Source organism: Enterobacter sp. ECC_219_Taxon_10, from assembly GCF_058354905.1.
Genome location: NZ_CM178005.1, coordinates 3596204 through 3615123 on the forward strand (window position 1 = coordinate 3596204; position 18920 = coordinate 3615123).

General features: G+C 56.2%; 12 protein-coding genes. 3 read left to right on the forward strand and 9 right to left on the reverse strand.

Annotation, left to right across the window (positions count from 1 at the left end; all coding sequences use genetic code 11):
* Window positions 1–8: 8 nt before the first annotated feature.
* From AC4ICF_RS17055 to AC4ICF_RS17085, 7 genes are all read right to left on the reverse strand, one after another.
* Complete coding sequence (locus AC4ICF_RS17055) at window positions 9–1142, reverse strand: Gfo/Idh/MocA family protein (protein WP_316380655.1); 1134 nt, start codon at window positions 1140–1142, stop codon at window positions 9–11.
* 8 nt (window positions 1143–1150) lie between these two features.
* On the reverse strand, window positions 1151–2179 hold the full coding sequence (locus AC4ICF_RS17060) for an ABC transporter permease (RefSeq protein WP_013098254.1): 1029 nt from the start codon (window positions 2177–2179) through the stop codon (window positions 1151–1153).
* Window positions 2180–2190: 11 nt separating this feature from the next.
* Window positions 2191–3738 carry a sugar ABC transporter ATP-binding protein gene (locus AC4ICF_RS17065; RefSeq protein WP_163330572.1) on the reverse strand — a complete coding sequence of 516 codons (1548 nt, stop codon included), beginning with the start codon at window positions 3736–3738 and terminating at the stop codon, window positions 2191–2193.
* A 48-nt stretch (window positions 3739–3786) separates the two neighbouring features.
* Window positions 3787–4716 carry a sugar ABC transporter substrate-binding protein gene (locus AC4ICF_RS17070; RefSeq protein WP_041908742.1) on the reverse strand — a complete coding sequence of 310 codons (930 nt, stop codon included), beginning with the start codon at window positions 4714–4716 and terminating at the stop codon, window positions 3787–3789.
* Window positions 4717–4747: 31 nt separating this feature from the next.
* Window positions 4748–5734 (reverse strand): inositol 2-dehydrogenase, encoded by a 987-nt coding sequence (gene iolG, locus AC4ICF_RS17075; RefSeq protein WP_116343227.1) that lies wholly within the window; start codon window positions 5732–5734, stop codon window positions 4748–4750.
* A 289-nt stretch (window positions 5735–6023) separates the two neighbouring features.
* Window positions 6024–7949, reverse strand: coding sequence for a 3D-(3,5/4)-trihydroxycyclohexane-1,2-dione acylhydrolase (decyclizing) (gene iolD / locus AC4ICF_RS17080; protein WP_316380656.1), 1926 nt, complete (start codon window positions 7947–7949; stop codon window positions 6024–6026).
* An 11-nt stretch (window positions 7950–7960) separates the two neighbouring features.
* Window positions 7961–9466 (reverse strand): CoA-acylating methylmalonate-semialdehyde dehydrogenase, encoded by a 1506-nt coding sequence (locus AC4ICF_RS17085; protein WP_316380657.1) that lies wholly within the window; start codon window positions 9464–9466, stop codon window positions 7961–7963.
* A 292-nt stretch (window positions 9467–9758) separates the two neighbouring features.
* On the opposite strand from AC4ICF_RS17085, the gene AC4ICF_RS17090 reads away from it, so the two are divergent.
* Both AC4ICF_RS17090 and AC4ICF_RS17095 read left to right on the forward strand, forming a co-directional pair.
* Entirely contained in the window at window positions 9759–10589 is an 831-nt protein-coding gene (locus AC4ICF_RS17090) for a MurR/RpiR family transcriptional regulator (RefSeq protein ID WP_008502123.1), read from the forward strand.
* A 749-nt stretch (window positions 10590–11338) separates the two neighbouring features.
* Window positions 11339–13987, forward strand: coding sequence for an HD domain-containing protein (locus AC4ICF_RS17095; RefSeq protein WP_316380658.1), 2649 nt, complete (start codon window positions 11339–11341; stop codon window positions 13985–13987).
* A gap of 239 nt (window positions 13988–14226) precedes the next feature.
* On the opposite strand, the gene guaA is transcribed toward AC4ICF_RS17095, so the two are convergent.
* Together guaA and guaB are read right to left on the reverse strand one after the other, a co-directional pair.
* The gene (gene guaA / locus AC4ICF_RS17100) at window positions 14227–15804 is read right to left on the reverse strand and encodes a glutamine-hydrolyzing GMP synthase (protein WP_008502126.1); all 1578 of its coding nucleotides are present in this window, start codon (window positions 15802–15804) and stop codon (window positions 14227–14229) included.
* A gap of 67 nt (window positions 15805–15871) precedes the next feature.
* Window positions 15872–17338, reverse strand: coding sequence for an IMP dehydrogenase (guaB, locus tag AC4ICF_RS17105; protein WP_014884799.1), 1467 nt, complete (start codon window positions 17336–17338; stop codon window positions 15872–15874).
* 158 nt (window positions 17339–17496) lie between these two features.
* On the opposite strand from guaB, the gene xseA reads away from it, so the two are divergent.
* Window positions 17497–18870 carry an exodeoxyribonuclease VII large subunit gene (xseA, locus tag AC4ICF_RS17110; RefSeq protein WP_316380659.1) on the forward strand — a complete coding sequence of 458 codons (1374 nt, stop codon included), beginning with the start codon at window positions 17497–17499 and terminating at the stop codon, window positions 18868–18870.
* Window positions 18871–18920 lie beyond the last annotated feature (50 nt).

The following is an 18920-nucleotide window of genomic DNA, read 5'->3' on the forward strand; positions in this document are numbered from 1 at the left end:
ATACCTCATCAGACAATGTCGTTCACGTTCAGCCAGCGGCCTTCCCGGTGCGAGAGCGCAATCGCGTCCAGCACGCGCGACACCTTCCAGCCCTCTTCGAAGTCCGGCCACATCGGCGCGTCGGCGGCAATCCCGTCCACCAGGTCGCGCACCTCCACCGTTTTTTGATCGTTAAAGCCAATCCCGTGGCCCGCACCCATGCAGAACGCGGCGTATTCCGGGTGCGCCGGGCCGACGAGCAGCGTACGGAACCCCTGACGGTTCACCGGATCGTCATGCAGATAAAGCTTCAGCTCCGCCATGCGCTCCTGGGTGAAGCTGATGGCGCCTTTCGTCCCGGTGATGACGTACGACAGCCCCATCTTGCGGCCGCAGGCAACGCGGGAGGTTTCAATCACGCCCTGCGCACCGCCCGCAAAACGCACCATCGCGTGGGCCTGGTCCTCGTTTTCGACGGCAATCATCTCTGACGATCCGGCCTTCGCCGGGCGTTCAGGGACCACGATCTTCAGATCGCCGCAGACCTGCTCGATATCCCCCACCAGGTATTGGGCCATATTGACGATATGCGCCGCGAGGTCGCCCAGTGCGCCCAGCCCGGCGGTCTCTTTAAAGCAGTGCCAGTGAATGGGGACGCGCGGGTCGGCCATATAGTCTTCGTTGTGGGTGCCGTAGAAGTGGATCACTTCGCCAATCTCGCCGCGGGCAATAATCTCCTTCGCCAGCTGCGCCGTCGGGTTCTTCATGTAGTTGAACCCCACCAGCGTTTTCACACCGGCCCGCTTCGCGGCGTCGACCATCTCGCGCGCGTCGTGGGCGTTAAGCGCCAGCGGCTTCTCCGAGTAGACGTGCTTGCCGTGGCGGATCGCCTCCAGCGCTATCTCCTTATGCAGGTGGTTAGGTGAGCAAATATCCACCACGTCAATGGCCGGGTCGGCCACCAGCGCCCGCCAGTCGCCCGTGGAGCGGTTGAAGCCAAACGCCCGCGCGCGCTCTGCCGCCAGCTCCGGCGTGACTTCCGCCACCATCTCGCGCATCAGCCTGCCACGCAGGTTGAACACCGTCGGGGCCTGGGCATAGGCGATAGCGTGCGCCTTGCCGATATACCCGGTGCCAATTAATCCAATACGAACCTCTTTCATCGTGATCCTCACAGTGCGCCGCGACGGCTCTTGGCGTAGGTGTCAAACGCCACCGCCAGAACGATAATTAATCCGGTGATAATCTGCTGGTAGTAGGCCGAGACGTTCATCAGCACCAGGCCGTTAATCAGAATACCCATTATGATGGAGCCGATAATGGTGCCGCCGATGCGCCCGTAGCCGCCCATCAGCGAGGTACCGCCGATCACCACCGAGGCGATGACGCGCAGTTCAAAGGAGATCCCGGCCACCGCCTCGGCGCTTCCCAGACGCGCGCTCAGGATGAAGCCCGCCAGACCCGCCAGACAGCCGATCAGCACGTAGACGCTGACCAGCACGCGCTTGACGTTGACCCCCGCCAGGCGCGCCGCCTCCGGGTTGCCACCGATGGCGTAGACGAAGCGGCCCCAGCGGGTTTTGTGCAGCGCCAGATAGCCGCCGACGGCGACGATGGCAAAGATCCAGATCGGAATGGAGATGCCGAGCAGCTCCCCGCGCCCCCACCAGCGGTAGCCCTGATCGAAACCGGCGATCGGCGCGCCGTCGTTAATCACCAGCGTCAGGCCGCGCCAGATGGTCATCCCGCCGAGGGTGACGATGAACGGCGGCAGGCGCAGGCGGGTGACGCCCAGGCCGTGCAGGAAGCCAATCGCCGTGCCCATGGCCAGACATATCCCCAGGCCGATCAGCCAGCTCATGCCGCCCCAGGCGTTCGGGTCTACGGTGGTGAAGTTATCACCCTTGATCACGTACGCTGCGGTCATTGCGCACACCGCCAGAATGGAGCCCACGGAGAGGTCGATCCCGGCGGTCAGAATGACGAACGTCATCCCCACGGCCATGATCCCGTAGATGGAGACTTCGGTCAGGATGTTGAAAATATTGCGTTCAGAGAAAAAGTTGCTGTTCTGCGACTGGAAGAAGATCAGCAGCAGGATCATGAAAATCAGCACCCCGAAGCGCTCGAAGAAGGCGATGGGATCGATGCGTCCGGCGCGTTTGACCGGGGCCTGCGTTTTAGAAATCATCTGCGTCATGAGAAACTCCGTTATGCCGCGTTCAGGGCGTTGTGGTTGATGGCCATCATCGTCATCAGCCGTTCTTCGTTAGCGTCGTCACCGTGGATCTCGCCGGTCACCCGGCCTTCGCTGAGGGTGATGATCCGGTCAGACACCGCCATCACTTCAGGCAGATCGGAGGAGATCACGATCACCGCCACGCCCTTTTTCGCCATGTCAAACAGCACCTGGTGCACTTCCGATTTGGTCCCCACGTCGATGCCGCGCGTCGGCTCATCGACGATCAGCACCCGCGGGTTGAGCGCCATGCAGCGCGCAAGGATCACTTTTTGCTGGTTGCCGCCGGAGAGCTTGCGCACCTCCTGCGCGCTGTTGACCATTTTGATCTGCAGCGCCTGGCGGTAGGACTCAATCAGATCGTCCTCTTTGCGGGTGTTCACGAACCAGCGCCACTGCAGCAGCGAGGAGAGACAGGAGAGCGACAGGTTGTCGCGAATCGACAGCCCCAGCACCGCCCCCTCTTTTTTGCGATCTTCCGGCACCAGCGCCACGCCCTGATCGAGGGCATACAGCGGGTCGCGCGGCTGGTAAGGCACGCCGTCCAGCTCAAAGCTCCCCGAGGTAAACGCGTCTGCACCAAACAGGCAGCGCGCCACCTCGGTACGCCCCGCGCCCACCAGCCCGGCAATGCCTAATACCTCCCCGGCGTGGACGTGGAAGCTGATGTCGTGCAGGGCGATACCGTGCGGATCCAGCGGCGGCTTTTCGCGGCTCAGCCCCTTCACCGCCAGGCGGACGGGTTTGTCTTCATGATGGGTTTCGCTGGCGGGGCGGCGGTTAAAGGCCACGTCGCGCCCGACCATCAGTCGGATCAGCTGTTCGACGTTAGTCTCCGCCACCGCGCCGGTGCCGGTGAAACGGCCGTCCTGGAAAACGGTGAAGCGATCGCAGAGCTGGAAAACTTCGTGCAGACGGTGGGTAACATAAATAATGCTCACGCCGCGGTTTTTAAGCTCGCGCACCACGCGGTGCAGGCTTTCCACCTCGCTGTCGCTCAGCGCGGCGGAAGGTTCGTCCATGATGATTAACCGGGCGTTGAGGGTCAGCGCGCGGGCGATCTCCACCATCTGCTGCTGGGCGACGCTCAGACGGGCCACCGGCGTGGTCGGCGCAACGTTCAGTTGCAGGTAATCGAGAATAACCTGCGCCTCCTGGTTGACCGCCTTTTCGTCTACGATCAGGTTACGTTTACGCGGCTCGCGCCCGAGAAACATGTTTTCCGCGACGGTCATGTTAGGCAGCAGGTTGAATTCCTGATAGATGGTGATAATGCCCTTGTTCTGGCGTTCCACCGGGGAGTCGTCCACCGGCAGCGTTTCGCCGTTGAACCAGATCTCCCCGCGGGTTTGCGGCTGCGCGCCCGCGAGCGCCTTCAGTAGCGTGGATTTTCCCGCCCCGTTTTCCCCCAGCAGGGCGTGGATCTCCCCCGCGCCGACGGTCAGTTGGGCGCTGCTCAGCGCCCAGACGCCGGAAAAGCTTTTTGCCAGGTCGGTCACTTTCAGTAAGGGTTGCGACATCGGTCTGCTCCTCCTCATGATGAGCCGCCAAAGGCGGCTCGGGACATATCAGTTACCGGCCTCACCGATACGCTCAGCCTGCTGCAGGTTCTCTTTGGTGATCAGCGTCGGCGGGTAGTCGGCCCCGGTGATGGCTTTCTTCTCGCGTACATTGGCCACCAGCTGGCTCATCGCCGTCTGCACCGCAAAGCCCGGACGCTGATCCGCCGTTACCGCCAGCCAGCCGTCGCGCACGCGGGCCAGCGCTTCCGGCACCGCATCAAACCCGGTTACGAGGATCTCACCCGGCTTCACGCCCTGGCTTTGCAGCGCTTCAATCGCCCCCAGCGCCATGTCGTCGTTAGCGGAGAGGATCACCTGCGGACGTTTCGGCAGCGAGGGCAGCACGCTTTCAACGATGCGCATCCCTTCGGAACGCATCCAGTTGCCGGTCTGATCGGCGACGATCTTGTACTTATCCCCGCCCGCCTTCAGGCTGTCGCGGATCCCTTTGGTGCGTTCGATGTTGGAGGAGGAGCCCGGCTGGCCGGTCAGCAGAATGATCTCCGCGCCGTCGGGGAATTTGGTTTTGACGAAGTCGCCAATCGCCTGGCCGCCCTTGTAGTTGTTGGCGCCAAAGTGCGGCACTTTCTTCTGACTGTCGACGGAGCGGTCAAGGGTGACCACCGGCAGCTTCGCATCCTGAATTTCATCCACCGCGCTTGAGACTGCGTTGACGTCGTTCGGGGAGACGATAAAACCCTGCGCCCCGCGGGTGATGGCGTTTTCCAGGTCAGCCACCTGCTTCGGTGAACTGCCCTGCCCGTCCAGTACCTGAAGCTTCACGCCCATCTCTTTCGCGGCTTTCACCGCCGTGCGCTGCATGTGAACTTCAAACGGCATCGCCAGGTTTGGCGTACTGAAAACAATCTGCTCGTTTTCGGCGAGGGCAGCCCCGGACGTCATGGCGATGAGGGCGGCTAAGATCAGTTTTTTCATTATTATGTCTCTCTGTGTAGGGTTGGTGTGTTTAGAGGACGATCTCGCGCTGGCTGCGCAGCGACTCCAGCGCTTTATCCGCAAGGTACAGCGCACGTTCACCATCATCGCCGCTGCAGTCAGGCACCGCTTCGCCGCGTAATACCGCAACAAAGTGCTCCCATTCCGCGGCGTAAGCGGATTTGTAGCGCTGCAGGAAGAAGTGTTCCGGCAGCGCGCTGGTGCAGCCCTGTTTGCCATAGTGCTGCACCTGGTTTTCCAGGATATTGCCCGCGCACAGAAGGCCTTCGGAGCCGTGCAGCTCCAGGCGCTGGTCGTAGCCGTAAGATGAGCGGCGGCTGTTGACGATGGTCGCCATTGCGCCGGAGGCGTATTTCAGAACGATAAACGCGGTGTCGATATCCCCCGCCTCGCCAATCGCCGGATCCACCAGGTTGCTGCCCTGGGCATACACCGACACCGGCTCTTCGCCCATGATGAAGCGGGCCATGTCGAAGTCGTGAATGGTCATATCGCGAAACATGCCGCCGGAGACGCGCACGTACTCTGCGGGCGGCGGAGACGGATCGCGGGAGATGATGAGCAGCGATTCCGGTTTGCCGATGCGCCCGGCCTGGGCGTCGGTTTTCACGCGGCGGAACTGCGGGTCAAAGCGGCGGTTAAAGCCGATGAACAGCGGCACGTCGTACTCTTTAACCACCTTCAGGCAGTCGCGCACGCGGGCGAGGTCAAGGTGGACCGGCTTTTCGCAGAAGATAGCCTTGCCGTGGCGGGCGGCCATTTCAATCAGATCCGCGTGGGTATCGGTGGCGGAGGCAATCAGCACGGCGTGAACGTTAGGGTCGGTCATCGCCTCGTTCAGGCTCTGCTGGCGGGCCTGATACTGCGTGGCGAGACGGGTGGCAAATTCCTGATTCGGGTCAACCACGGACCAGAGCGTGGTCGCGCCGTGGCTGGCGATGTTAGCTGCATGTACCTGGCCAATTCGGCCAGCGCCCAGTAAAGCAATGTTAAACATAACGGCTCCCGGTGTTGGTGAATGCTGTGAACTAACGACCCTATAAATAAAACATTTATTTCATTTTTATAAATAGTGAAAATTATGTTTTTGAGTGCGGGTTAACACTTTTGAGATGAATGAGATAAATTTTGTTATCAATCTCACAACATGACGGGAGAGATGCCCCCGCCATTACAAAGGGGCGAGGGAGAAAAAACCGCACCGATCCGTCCCCTCTCCCTGTGGGAGAGGGTTAGGGTGAGGGGAAAATAAAAATGAAATAAAAATTTCGTTACGAAGTGAAATCTCAATACTGGCGGGCTTTTTTCACCTGCGCCTGGGTGTGCTCCGCGGCCTCACGCACGGCAGACGACTCTGCCACCTGCGCGTCACCGGTTCGCCACCAGGAGGCGTAATCGTGGGTCATGGTCTTCGGCAGCACCTTGATGTCCAGCAGCGTCGGGCCCGGATGCGCCCGTGATGCCTCCAGCGCCGCCAGCAGGGTTTGCTCGTCGTTCACCCGCCACGCGCGGCAGCCGTAGCTCTCCGCGTTTTGCGCAAAATCGACCTTTACCAGCGGCCCATCGAGCCGCCCGGTTTCCGGGTTGCGATGGCGATTTTCCGTGCCAAAGCTGCCCATCCCGTGCCCCATCTGCAGGTTGTTAATGCAGCCGAAGCTGGCGTTATCAAACAGCAAAACGGTGACCTTAATCCCCTCCTGCACAGCGGTTTGCAGCTCGGAGTGCAGCATCATGTAGGAACCATCCCCCACCATGGCGTACACCGGCAGCCCGGGTCTGGCGAGCTTCGCGCCGATGGCCGCCGCAATCTCGTAGCCCATGCAGGAGTAGCCGTACTCCAGGTGATAGCTGTCAGGCGTTTTGACCTGCCAGAGGCGCTGTAAATCGCCCGGCAGCGAACCGGCCGCGCCCACCACAACGGCGTTATCTTCAACATGTTGGTTGATCAGCCCCAGCACCCGCGTCTGGGTCAGGCGGGTGTTGAGCGTCTCGCCGTACTCCGCCAGCTGCGCATCCAGGTGCCCCGCCACTTCAGGCGCGTCGCCAGGACGCCACTGGCGATCCCACAGGCGGCAGCACTCGTCGCGCCAGGCGGACTTCGCCTCGGCGATCGCCTCTCCCCAGCCGCTGCGGTAATCCCTGAGCGCGTGGGTTAATGCCTGGAGTCCGGTTTGGGCATCGGCAATCAGCGCGGTGGCGTCCAGCTTCAGGGCGTCAAACTCGGCCACGTTCAGCAGCAGGAATTCAACGTCCGGGTGGGAAAAGAGCGCCTTAGAGCCGGTGGTAAAATCGGTCAGGCGGGTGCCGATGCCGATCACCAGGTCGGCCTGTGGCGCAAGCTGGTTAGCGGCCATTCCCCCCGTCACCCCTACACCGCCCAGGTTAAGTGGGTGGTCACTTACCAGCGCCCCCTTTCCGGCCTGGGTTTCGGCAAACGGCAGCTGCAGCGTCTCGACAAATTCGCGAAACGCCTCATGCGCGCCGGAATAGCGCACGCCGCCGCCGCACACCACCAGCGGACGACGTTTGCGGGCGATCAGCGCCCGCGCCTGCGCCAGACGCTGCGGGTCAGGCGGACGACGCTCAATGTGGTGCACGCGACGCGCGAAGAAGCTCAGCGGGTAATCCCAGGCTTCTCCCTGCACGTCCTGCGGCAGGCAGATGGTCACCGCCCCGGTATTGGCGGGGTCAGTAAGCGTTCGCATCGCGCTTAACATGGCGCTCATCAGCTGCTCCGGCCGGTTAATGCGGTCCCAGTAGCGGGAGACCGGACGGAAGCAGTCGTTGGTGCTGATGCTGAGGTCGTGATACTGCTCGATCTGCTGCAGCACCGGGTCCGGCTGGCGGCTGGCATAGATATCGCCCGGCAGCAGTAAAAGCGGGATGCGGTTCGCGGTGGCGGTTGCCGCGGCAGTCACCATGTTGGCGGCGCCCGGCCCGACCGAGGAGGTGACGGCAAAAATGCGCTGGCGGCGATGCTGTTTGGCGAATCCCGTCGCCATATGAGCAATGCCCTGCTCGTTGCACCCCTGCATGATTTTCAGATGACCGGGCTCCTGCTCCAGCGCCTGGCCGATACCCAGCACATTGCCGTGCCCAAAGATGGTCGCCACGCCCTCGACGAAGGGCGTTTCGTTGCCGTCCACGCTGACGTACTGTTGATTCAGGAACCGGACCAGCGCCTGGGCCATGGTCATACGTTCGGTTTGCATAAAACCTCCTGTCAGCCCAGCGTCGGCATGGAGAACGCAGCGCTTGTCTCCTGCTGCATTTCCGGCCAGCGCGCGGTGATGGTTTTCATTCGGGTGTAGAAGCGCACGCCGTCGCTGCCGTGGACGTTGAGCGCGCCAAAAATCGAGCGCTTCCAGCCGCCGAAGCTGTGGAACGCCATCGGCACCGGGATCGGCACGTTGACTCCCACCATGCCCGCCAGCACCTCTTCGCAGAAGCGGCGCGCGCAGCCGCCGTCGCGGGTGAAGATCGCTGAACCATTACCATATTCATGGCGGTTAATCAGATCCACCGCGCTGGCGTAATCTGCTACGCGCACCACAGAAAGCACCGGGCCGAAAATTTCTTCTTTATAGATGGTCATCTCCGGGGTGACGTTATCGAACAGCGTCGGCCCGACGAAGTAGCCCTGCTCGTGCCCCTTCACGCTGAAGCCGCGACCGTCCACGCGAAGTTTTGCCCCCTGCGACTCGCCGCTGTCGATGTAGCCCAGCACCTTGCTGCGGTGCGCGGAGGAGATAAGCGGCCCCATTTCGTTTTCCGGCGTCTGGTCCAGGCCCGGCCCGACGCGCAGCGCGGCAATCTGTTTTTCCAGCCGGGCGCAGAGGTCATCGGCGGTTTTATCCCCCACAGCCAGTACCACCGAGAGTGCCATGCAGCGTTCTCCCGCCGCGCCGTAGGCCGCGCCCATAATGGCGTTGGCCGCCATCTCCATGTCGGCATCCGGCATGAGAATGCAGTGGTTTTTCGCGCCGCCCAGCGCCTGACAGCGCTTACCGTGGGCGGACGCGGTCTGGTAAATGTATTCCGCAATCGGCGTGGAGCCGACAAAGCTCACCGCCTGCACGCGCGGGTCGGTCAGGAGTACGTCAACGGATTCCTTATCTCCCTGCACCACGTTGAAGACGCCGTCCGGCAGGCCAGCCTCTTTCAGCAGCTGGGCCAGCGCGAGCGCCAGAGAGGGATCTTTTTCAGAGGGTTTCAGCACGAAGGTGTTCCCGGTCGCCAGCGCAATCGGGAACATCCACATCGGCACCATCGCCGGGAAGTTAAACGGCGTGATCCCGGCGCAGACGCCGAGCGGCTGCATAAGCGAGTGGCTGTCGACGCCGGTACCGACATTCGCCGAGTGTTCGCCCTTTTGCAGATGCGGAATGCCGCAGGCAAATTCTACTACTTCCAGGCCGCGGGTCAGTTCACCCACCGCGTCGGAGAAGACCTTGCCGTGCTCTTCGCTGATGATGCGGGCCAGACGCTCCATATTCTCCTCCAGCAGCGCCTTGAAGCGGAACATCACGCGCGCGCGCTTAAGCGGAGCCTGGCGCGCCCACGCAGGAAACGCCTGCTGCGCGGCGGCAATCGCCTGTTCGGTTTCCCGCGCCGTACTCATCACCACCTGGCGGATTTGCTCGCCGGTGGCCGGGTTGAAGATCGCCTGAACGCGCTGGCCTGAACCGGTGACACATTCGCCGTGAATAAAATTCGCTACCGTCTCCATCCTTAACCTCTCGCTGTTGATACGTGACTGTTACCTGAACGCTGTGTACTGAACACTATATATGAAACAAATATTCCATTTTAAGTTGAAATAAAATAAATGATGATTATTGTGATCAAGGATGGATTTTTATGTTAACAGCCAGCAACACTGACGCCACGTGCGCTATTAAAGGATTTCGGGCGAGGAAATGACTGAAGCTTCTGTTTCATTTTTGCTGCCAGATGGATGGCCGACATTTAAAAGACGCGGTTTTGCGTTTAGAATCATAAGAATGTATTTGGGGGATAAGATGACGACAGCAACCAGCCTGAACGAACTGCAGCAGCAAATCCGCGATCGCTACGATAGCCTGAGCAAGAGGCTGCAGCAGGTCTCCCGCTACGTGCTGGATAACACCAACAGCGTGGCCTTTGATACGGTTGCCGTTATTGCCGAGCGCGCCGACGTGCCGCCCTCGACGCTGATCCGCTTTGCCAACGCCTTTGACTTCACCGGCTTCAACGAAATGAAACAGCTGTTTCGTATGAACCTGGTTGAGGAGACCGCCAGCTACAGCGACCGCGCCCGGCTGTTTCGCGAGATGGAGAGCGAGGCCGTGCCGGAAACGCCGCTCGATATCCTGCAGGAGTTCGCCCGCTCGAACGCGCAGGCGCTACAGCAGTTAGCCGCCCGCGCCGAGCCGGAAATGCTGGAGCGCGCGGTACAGTTGCTGGCAGATGCTGACACCATCTACATCGCCGGACTGCGCCGCTCCTTTAGCGTCGCGGCCTACCTCACCTATGCCCTGAGCCACCTCGAGTGCCGCCCTATCCTGCTCGACGGCATGGGCGGCATGCTGCGCGAGCAGATCAGCCGTATTAAGGCGCGGGACATTGTGGTGTCGATCAGCTTCTCGCCGTATGCGGAAGAGACGGTGATGGTCAGCGAAACCGCCGCCAGCGTCGGCGCACGGCAGATTGTGATTACGGACAGCCAGATAAGCCCCCTGGCGACGTTCAGCGATCTATGCTTTGTGGTGAAAGAGGCGCAGGTGGATGCGTTCCGGTCACAGTCGGCAACGCTGTGCCTGGTGCAGTCGCTGGTGGTGGCGCTGGCGTACCGGTTGGGGGAAGGGAAGTAAGGAAATAAAAAACCCCTGCACAGGCAGAGGGTTTGGGTGTTACATTTGAGGGGGGTTATTCACACTCTATTATCAACTGAATAAGAAAGTCGGTATAAATAATAGGATTTTATAAAGTGTGTTCAAGCTGTCATGAAAACGCAATTCACAGTCAAAACGTTCAAGGAAGACGGATCAGACTCTTTCGTGACAAACGCTCCCTATCCAAGATGACCAACTCATCACACTACCATCATAAACAATCACTTCCATAAGCTCTGCCGCATTTGAAAGTTCGACTTATAAAAGTTATATAAATACCTCATCGTGATTGGGAGCTAACTAACTGCTGCTACTTGTAAGCTTCTCAGTTCGCAAGAATAGCCTGCGCCCAATTATGACAAGATAGGTGATTCGCAGCGTAAAAGAGTTGATCTAAGTGAATAATGGTAATACCGAAGGCAACGGTAAATATTTGCGTCGCAATATTTTATAGCCACATTAAAAAAAAATTAACAATGACACCAAAGTTAAACAAGCATTGGCACTGATGTATGTTATCACCTCAAAAGCAAAAACATCCATATAGGATTTGAAGACGATTAAGATTATTTTCAGTTACCATTTGAGAAATATCAATCTAACCTTATAAAAGTAAAAAATAAGAAAACATTTAATAAAACAATATACATAGCACTATTAAAATCATATACTAAATGGCTAGTATCGCAGCAAGTTCATCTCATAACACTCAGCAAACTAGGTGCATTATGAATAATTTCAAAGAAACATTACTATGGAAAATGGCCTTCGAAAGTGAGCAGGCTAAAGCCCATCAATCATCTGTCGAAGCTCTTATTTCTTCATTCACAAGAGCCAGAGAGAATGCACGGATTCTCGTTTCAGAAATATCGATAGACCTTCCAAACTACACAGTTCACGATATAGAGCATTTGGATGCCCTTTGGGAAATAGGCAGCCAAATTGTAGGTCCTGATTTTTGCATTAATCCGGTGGAAGGTTTTGTGTTAGGGTGTAGTTTTCTTTTCCATGACTCTGCAATGACCATGGCTGCGTACCCGGGGGGACTGGAAGAAATAAAAGATTCTCGCGAGTGGAAACGGATATATAACAGAATTAAAGCCTCAAGCAATGAATATATTGATGATAGCTCTATTATTGAAATATTTCTTCGAGAACAACATGCTATTCGTGCAGAAAAATTACCTAAAGTATCATGGAAAGCAGATTCAGGTTTTAGATACTTAATTGATGATGGTGAATCCAGAGAGAAGTTTGGCGATTTTATTGGGCAAGTAGCAGCATCTCATTGGTGGGATCATGCAAAGCTTGAAAATCAGATGCAGGATAAAATCATTCCAGCCCCCTCTCCTTTTCCAAGTAGTTGGTCTATTGATCTATTAAAACTAGCTTGCGTACTTCGTGTTTCAGATGCAGCACAAATTGACGAACGTAGAGCTCCTAGTTTTTTACTAGCCCTCAGAAAAAATAGACTTTCCGACTACTCCAATCAGCACTGGACTTTTCAAAACAAGCTAACTCAAGCACAAAATAGAAATGACACTCTGTATTTTGCCGCATTACGCCCATTTCCTAAAAGTGAAGCCAAGGAGTGGTGGATGTTACACGACACCCTCAAAATGATTGATAGTGAGCTAAGAAAAACTGACGATTTGTTGGCAAGACGCAGGGGGAATGAGTGTCGTTTTTCAGCTCGTCGGGTTTCAAATATCGAGTCTGCAGCAAATTTAAAAACCTGTATCCAAACCGAAGGTTGGCATCCTATTGATACTGAATTTTCAATTTCAGATATTCCACAGCTTATTGCAAACTTAGGTGGTGACCAACTTTATGGTCACGACAATATGGCAGCATTGAGAGAAATCATACAAAATGCTATGGACTCTGTGCGTCTCAGACAAATTGTTGATCCGCAAGCATCTTCGCCATTGGTTGAAGTTGAATTAATTAAAGAAAATGATTCGTTTATACTAAAGGTTAGAGATAATGGTGTTGGTATGTCTGAAGTTTCCATCGTTGAAAATTTACTTTCTTTTGGAAAAAGTGGATGGCTGAACGATACCGCTATTGGAGAGTATAACGATAACTTCCCTCATAAAAATAACGTTTCAGGTCGCTACGGAATAGGTTTTTTTTCTATTTTCATGCTTGGAAAAAAAATAGAAATCAAATCTCGCCGATTTGATTCCAGCCCTGACCAAACAACTCTATTATCTTTTCCTGAAGGTCTCAATACTCGCCCCCTACTGTGTGGAGCTGAATATACTGACAGGATGACGGCTGGCGGGACGGAAATATCTGTCCATCTTGATATAGAAAAACTAGAGAAAGGTTTTTGGCACTCGGAAACAAAATATGAATTTTGGTCCGTATCTGAAAATGGTATAAAGGTTCTAAGTGAGGCCATATCAAAGAGTTTCCCAACATCGAATGTTCCGGTAAAAGTAAAAAATGGTGACATTTGCGAGATAATAGATGGTCGAAATTGGGAAACTGAGCCAGTATCTGATTTTCTAAAAAGGGTTGAGGGTGATTTGTATCTTAGTGAAAGTGGGGTACCATTCGAATCTACGGTATCACTAATTAAGGAAGATTCAGGCGAAATTGTTGGTCGAGCAACACTATATCCCGACAGACTTTCCAATAGGTACCATCCAGACAAAAGCATTTCAGGAACAGTTGCATCCCAAGGAGCTAAAATTTGCACAGGCTCATTCCGAGGAGTTTTATTAGGTACGCCAGTACGGGCAGCAAGAGATTTTGCATCTCTGCTAGCATCGTCAGATGCGATACAAAAATGGGCAACAGAACAAGCCTCTTTATTACAAAAAGTTACATCTAAAGATGAAGAGCAAGAAAGCATTGCTGAACAAATTTCCTCGCTCGGCGGTAACATTGGAGATTTGAAGTTTTGTGAAATTGGCGGGATATATTATAGTAAAAACGAACTCCTTGATTTTTTGAAACAAAAAAATGAGGTGTGGGTTGTTTTTAATGCTGCAACTTCATTAGGACGACCAAAAGATAAACCATCCTGCAGAACAGATTGTTGTATCTCAGTTGGATATGGTGTTCGTGTATTTATAAACGTCCCAATATGGGCACGTTCATTTCCTGAATTCAAAAACCAAAAAGCATTGAATGAAATTGCACTTGAAATCATCAGTGAAGAATTTAACATTCCGGATGATGTTATGGAAAAAATCACTAAAATTGAAGATGGACACTCGGTTTATGTAGCATCAGCTCCCACATGGCAAGGAGATGACGGAATTATAGGTTATGTTGACGGGCAATACTTCAAACGTAACATGAGTCTTGCTGACGTTGATCCGTTTTTCATTCCGGAAGTTCAACGAAATTATGAATTAAATTGAGAGCACTCTACCTCAGAGTACAAATCCTGATAGAACAAGTCCTAATTATGGACTTGTTCTATCTTAATATTTGGCGCAATTCACCTCCACTCTAATATAAATATAAAAACCCATCCTTGAAAATAACCTCCAAATATTTAAAGTACTGAAAATATAGGCCAGACATAAAAAAGCCCGCAGTTACGCGGGCTTAGAGCTACTTTGCAGGTTTCACGTACAGGCTGTTGCCAGACGTAAGATTATTCCCACTCAATCGTAGCCGGTGGCTTACCGCTGATGTCATACACCACGCGGGAAATACCGTTAACTTCGTTGATGATGCGGTTAGACACACGGCCTAAGAAGTCATACGGCAGGTGCGCCCAGTGCGCGGTCATGAAGTCGATGGTTTCCACTGCACGCAGGGAGACAACCCAGTCGTACTTACGGCCATCGCCCATCACACCGACGGAGCGAACCGGCAGGAACACGGTGAACGCCTGGCTCACTTTGTTGTACAGGTCAGCTTTGTGCAGCTCTTCGATGAAGATCGCGTCCGCGCGACGCAGCAGGTCGCAGTACTCTTTCTTCACTTCACCCAGCACGCGCACGCCCAGACCCGGGCCCGGGAACGGGTGACGGTAGAGCATGTCATACGGCAGACCCAGTTCCAGACCGATCTTGCGCACTTCGTCTTTGAACAGCTCGCGCAGCGGCTCAACCAGGCCCATCTTCATCTCTTTCGGCAGGCCGCCCACGTTGTGGTGAGATTTGATGACGTGTGCTTTACCGGTGGCGGAGGCGGCAGACTCGATCACGTCAGGGTAGATAGTACCCTGCGCCAGCCACTTCACGTCGTCCAGCTTCAGCGCTTCTTCGTCGAACACTTCCACGAAGACGCGGCCGATGATCTTACGCTTGGCTTCCGGATCGTTCTCGCCTTTCAGCGCGTCCAGGAAGCGCTGCTCGCCTTCCACGTGAACGATGTTCAGACCGAAGTGGTCGCCGAACATGTCCATGACCTGCTGGGCTTCGTTGAGACGCAGCAGACCGTTGTCCACGAAGACGCAAGTCAGGTTTTTGCCGATGGCACGATGCAGCAGCATCGCGGTCACGGAGGAGTCCACGCCGCCGGAGAGGCCGAGGATCACTTTGTCATCGCCAACCTGCTGGCGGATACGCTCAACGGCATCGTCGATGATTTTTGCCGGGGTCCACAGGGCTTCACACTGGCAGATGTCACGCACGAAGCGCTCCAGCATGCGCATACCCTGACGGGTGTGAGTCACTTCCGGGTGGAACTGTACGCCGTAGAAGCGTTTTTCTTCGTTCGCCATGATGGCGAACGGGCAGCTTTCGGTGCTGGCAACGGTCACGAAGTCAGACGGGATGGCGGTAACTTTGTCGCCGTGGCTCATCCACACGTCCAGCAGCGGTTTGCCGTCTGCGGTCAGGGAGTCTTCGATACCGCGCACCAGCGCGCTGTCGTTAACCACTTCAACCTGTGCATAGCCGAACTCGCGCTCGCTGGAGCCTTCTACGTGGCCGCCCAGCTGCATGGCCATGGTCTGCATGCCGTAGCAGACGCCGAATACCGGCACGCCAGCTTCGAACACGTACTGCGGCGCGCGCGGGCTGTTCTCTTCGGTGGTACTTTCCGGGCCGCCGGACAGGATGATGCCGCTTGGATTGAATTCGCGAATCTGTGCTTCCGTGACATCCCACGCCCACAGCTCACAGTAAACGCCCAGTTCACGTACGCGACGCGCCACCAGCTGAGTGTACTGAGAACCGAAGTCCAGGATGAGAATGCGATGTTTATGAATGTTTTCCGTCATTGACGCTAATTCCGAGGCAAGTGAAACAAAAACAGAGCGCCCGGCAGAAGCCGGGCGCGGAAACTTATCAGGAGCCCAGACGGTAGTTCGGGGACTCTTTGGTGATCGTCACGTCGTGAACGTGGCTCTCCTGGATACCCGCACCGCTGATGCGTACGAATTCCGCTTTAGTACGCAGCAGGTCAATGGTACCACAGCCGGTCAGACCCATACAGGAGCGCAGGCCGCCCATCTGCTGGTGAATGATCTCTTTCAGACGGCCTTTATAGGCAACGCGACCTTCGATACCTTCCGGTACCAGTTTGTCAGCGGCGTTATCGGTCTGGAAGTAACGGTCGGAGGAACCTTTGGACATCGCGCCCAGGGAGCCCATGCCGCGGTAGGATTTGTAAGAACGGCCCTGGTAGAGTTCGATTTCACCCGGGGATTCTTCGGTACCGGCCAGCATGGAGCCTACCATCACGGCAGCTGCGCCAGCGGCGATGGCTTTAGCGATGTCGCCAGAGAAGCGGATACCGCCGTCAGCGATAACCGGAATACCGGTGCCTTCCAGCGCTTCAACCGCGTCAGACACGGCGGTGATCTGTGGAACGCCCACGCCGGTCACGATACGCGTGGTACAGATAGAGCCTGGGCCGATACCCACTTTCACCGCGCTGCAGCCAGCGTCAGCCAGCGCGCGAGCGCCTGCGCCAGTGGCCACGTTACCGCCGATGATCTGCAGGTCAGGGTATTTGGCGCGGGTATCACGAATACGTTGCAGAACGCCTTCGGAGTGGCCGTGAGAGGAGTCAATCAGCAGGACGTCAACGCCCGCAGCAACCAGCGCGTCAACGCGCTCTTCGTTACCGGCACCGGCGCCAACCGCAGCGCCGACGCGCAGACGGCCATGCTCGTCTTTACAGGCGTTCGGTTTACGTTCAGCTTTCTGGAAATCTTTAACGGTGATCATGCCGCGCAGGTGGAAGTTCGCATCCACCACCAGCGCTTTCTCAACGCGTTTTTCGTGCATTTTTGCCAGCACCACGTCGCGGGTTTCGCCTTCGCGAACGGTCACCAGACGCTCTTTTGGCGTCATGTACACGCTGACAGGCTGGTTCAGGTCAGTCACGAAACGTACGTCACGACCGGTGATGATACCGACCAGTTCGTTGTCTTCGGTCACAACCGGGTAACCGGCGAAGCCGTTACGTTCGGTCAGGGCCTTCACTTCGTGCAGGGTGGTGGTTGGCAGAACGGTCTGAGGATCGGACACGATGCCGGATTCATGCTTCTTCACGCGGCGAACTTCTTCCGCCTGACGCTCGATAGACATGTTTTTATGGATAAAGCCAATGCCGCCTTCCTGTGCCAGGGCGATTGCCAGGCGCGCTTCCGTCACGGTGTCCATTGCCGCGGAGAGCATAGGAATGTTCAGACGAATGGTTTTCGTCAACTGCGTGCTGAGGTCGGCAGTATTCGGCAGAACGGTGGAATGAGCGGGAACGAGGAGGACGTCGTCAAACGTCAGTGCTTCTTTAGCGATACGTAGCATGGGCAATATCTCTGACCTGGGTGGTTAAATATTGCCGTGGCATTATACAGAGCGTAACCGATTGCATCTACACTTTTTTATAAAAAAGCTTGCGATTGCCTCTCAGCAGGTTACTATCGACTGAATAACTTGCTGATTTAGAATTTGATCCCGCTCACATGTTATCCTCTCAATCCCCCTCAATTTATACCGTTAGCCGCCTTAATCAGACGGTGCGTTTGCTGCTTGAGCAGGAAATGGGGCAGGTCTGGATTAGCGGTGAGATCTCTAACTTCACGCAGCCGTCCTCCGGCCACTGGTACTTTACGCTAAAAGACGATACCGCCCAGGTGCGCTGCGCGATGTTCCGCAACAGCAACCGCCGCGTCACGTTCCGCCCTCAGCACGGCCAGCAGGTTCTGGTGCGCGCCAATATCACCCTCTATGAGCCGCGCGGTGATTATCAAATTATCGTCGAGAGCATGCAGCCTGCGGGCGAAGGTCTGCTGCAGCAGAAGTATGAACAGTTAAAAGCCAGGCTCTCTGCCGAAGGATTGTTCGACCAGCAGTTCAAAAAGCCGCTGCCCTCGCCTGCCCACTGCGTGGGGGTGATTACCTCGAAAACCGGTGCGGCACTGCACGATATTTTGCACGTGCTGAAGCGTCGCGACCCTTCCCTGCCCGTCATCATCTACCCCACTGCCGTTCAGGGTGACGATGCGCCAGGACAGATAGTTCGCGCCATTGAGCTGGCGAACGCCCGTCAGGAGTGCGACGTCTTAATCGTCGGGCGCGGCGGCGGCTCGCTGGAGGATTTGTGGAGCTTTAACGACGAGCGCGTGGCGCGGGCAATCTTTGCAAGCGTTATCCCCGTGGTGAGCGCCGTCGGGCACGAAACGGACGTGACGATTGCCGATTTTGTCGCGGATCTGCGCGCGCCTACGCCGTCCGCGGCGGCGGAAGTGGTGAGCCGTAACCAGCTGGAGCTGCTGCGCCAGATTCAGAACGGCCAGCAGCGTCTTGAGATGGCGATGGACTACTTCCTTGCCAACCGTACCCGCCGCTTTACTCAGCTTCATCATCGTCTTCAGCAGCAGCACCCGCAGCTGCGTCTGGCGCGTCAGCAGACCGTGCTGGAGCGCCTGCGTCAGCGCATGAACGTTGCGGTGGACGCGCAGCTCAAGCGCGCGGTAGCGCGCCAGCAGCGCGTGACGCAGCGCCTGAACCAGCAGAATCCGCAGCCGAAAATTTATCGCGCGCAAACGCGCATTCAGCAGCTGGAGTATCGTCTGGCGGAAACTCTCCGGGCGCGTCTGAGCAGCACCCGCGAACGTTTTGGCAACGCGGTGACCCATCTGGAAGCCGTGAGCCCCCTCTCCACGCTGGCGCGCGGCTATAGCGTGACGACGGCAGCGGACGGCAAAGTGCTGAAGCAAGCAAAACAGGTGAATACCGGTGATGTTCTTACCACCCGGCTGTCTGACGGCTGGGTAGAAAGCGAAGTGAAATCAATTAAACCGGTGAAAAAGACGCGTCAGCGCAAAACCGGATAATTCTTCGCCGGTTACTTACTATACTGCTGCTATTCCCTTTTTTAATAAGG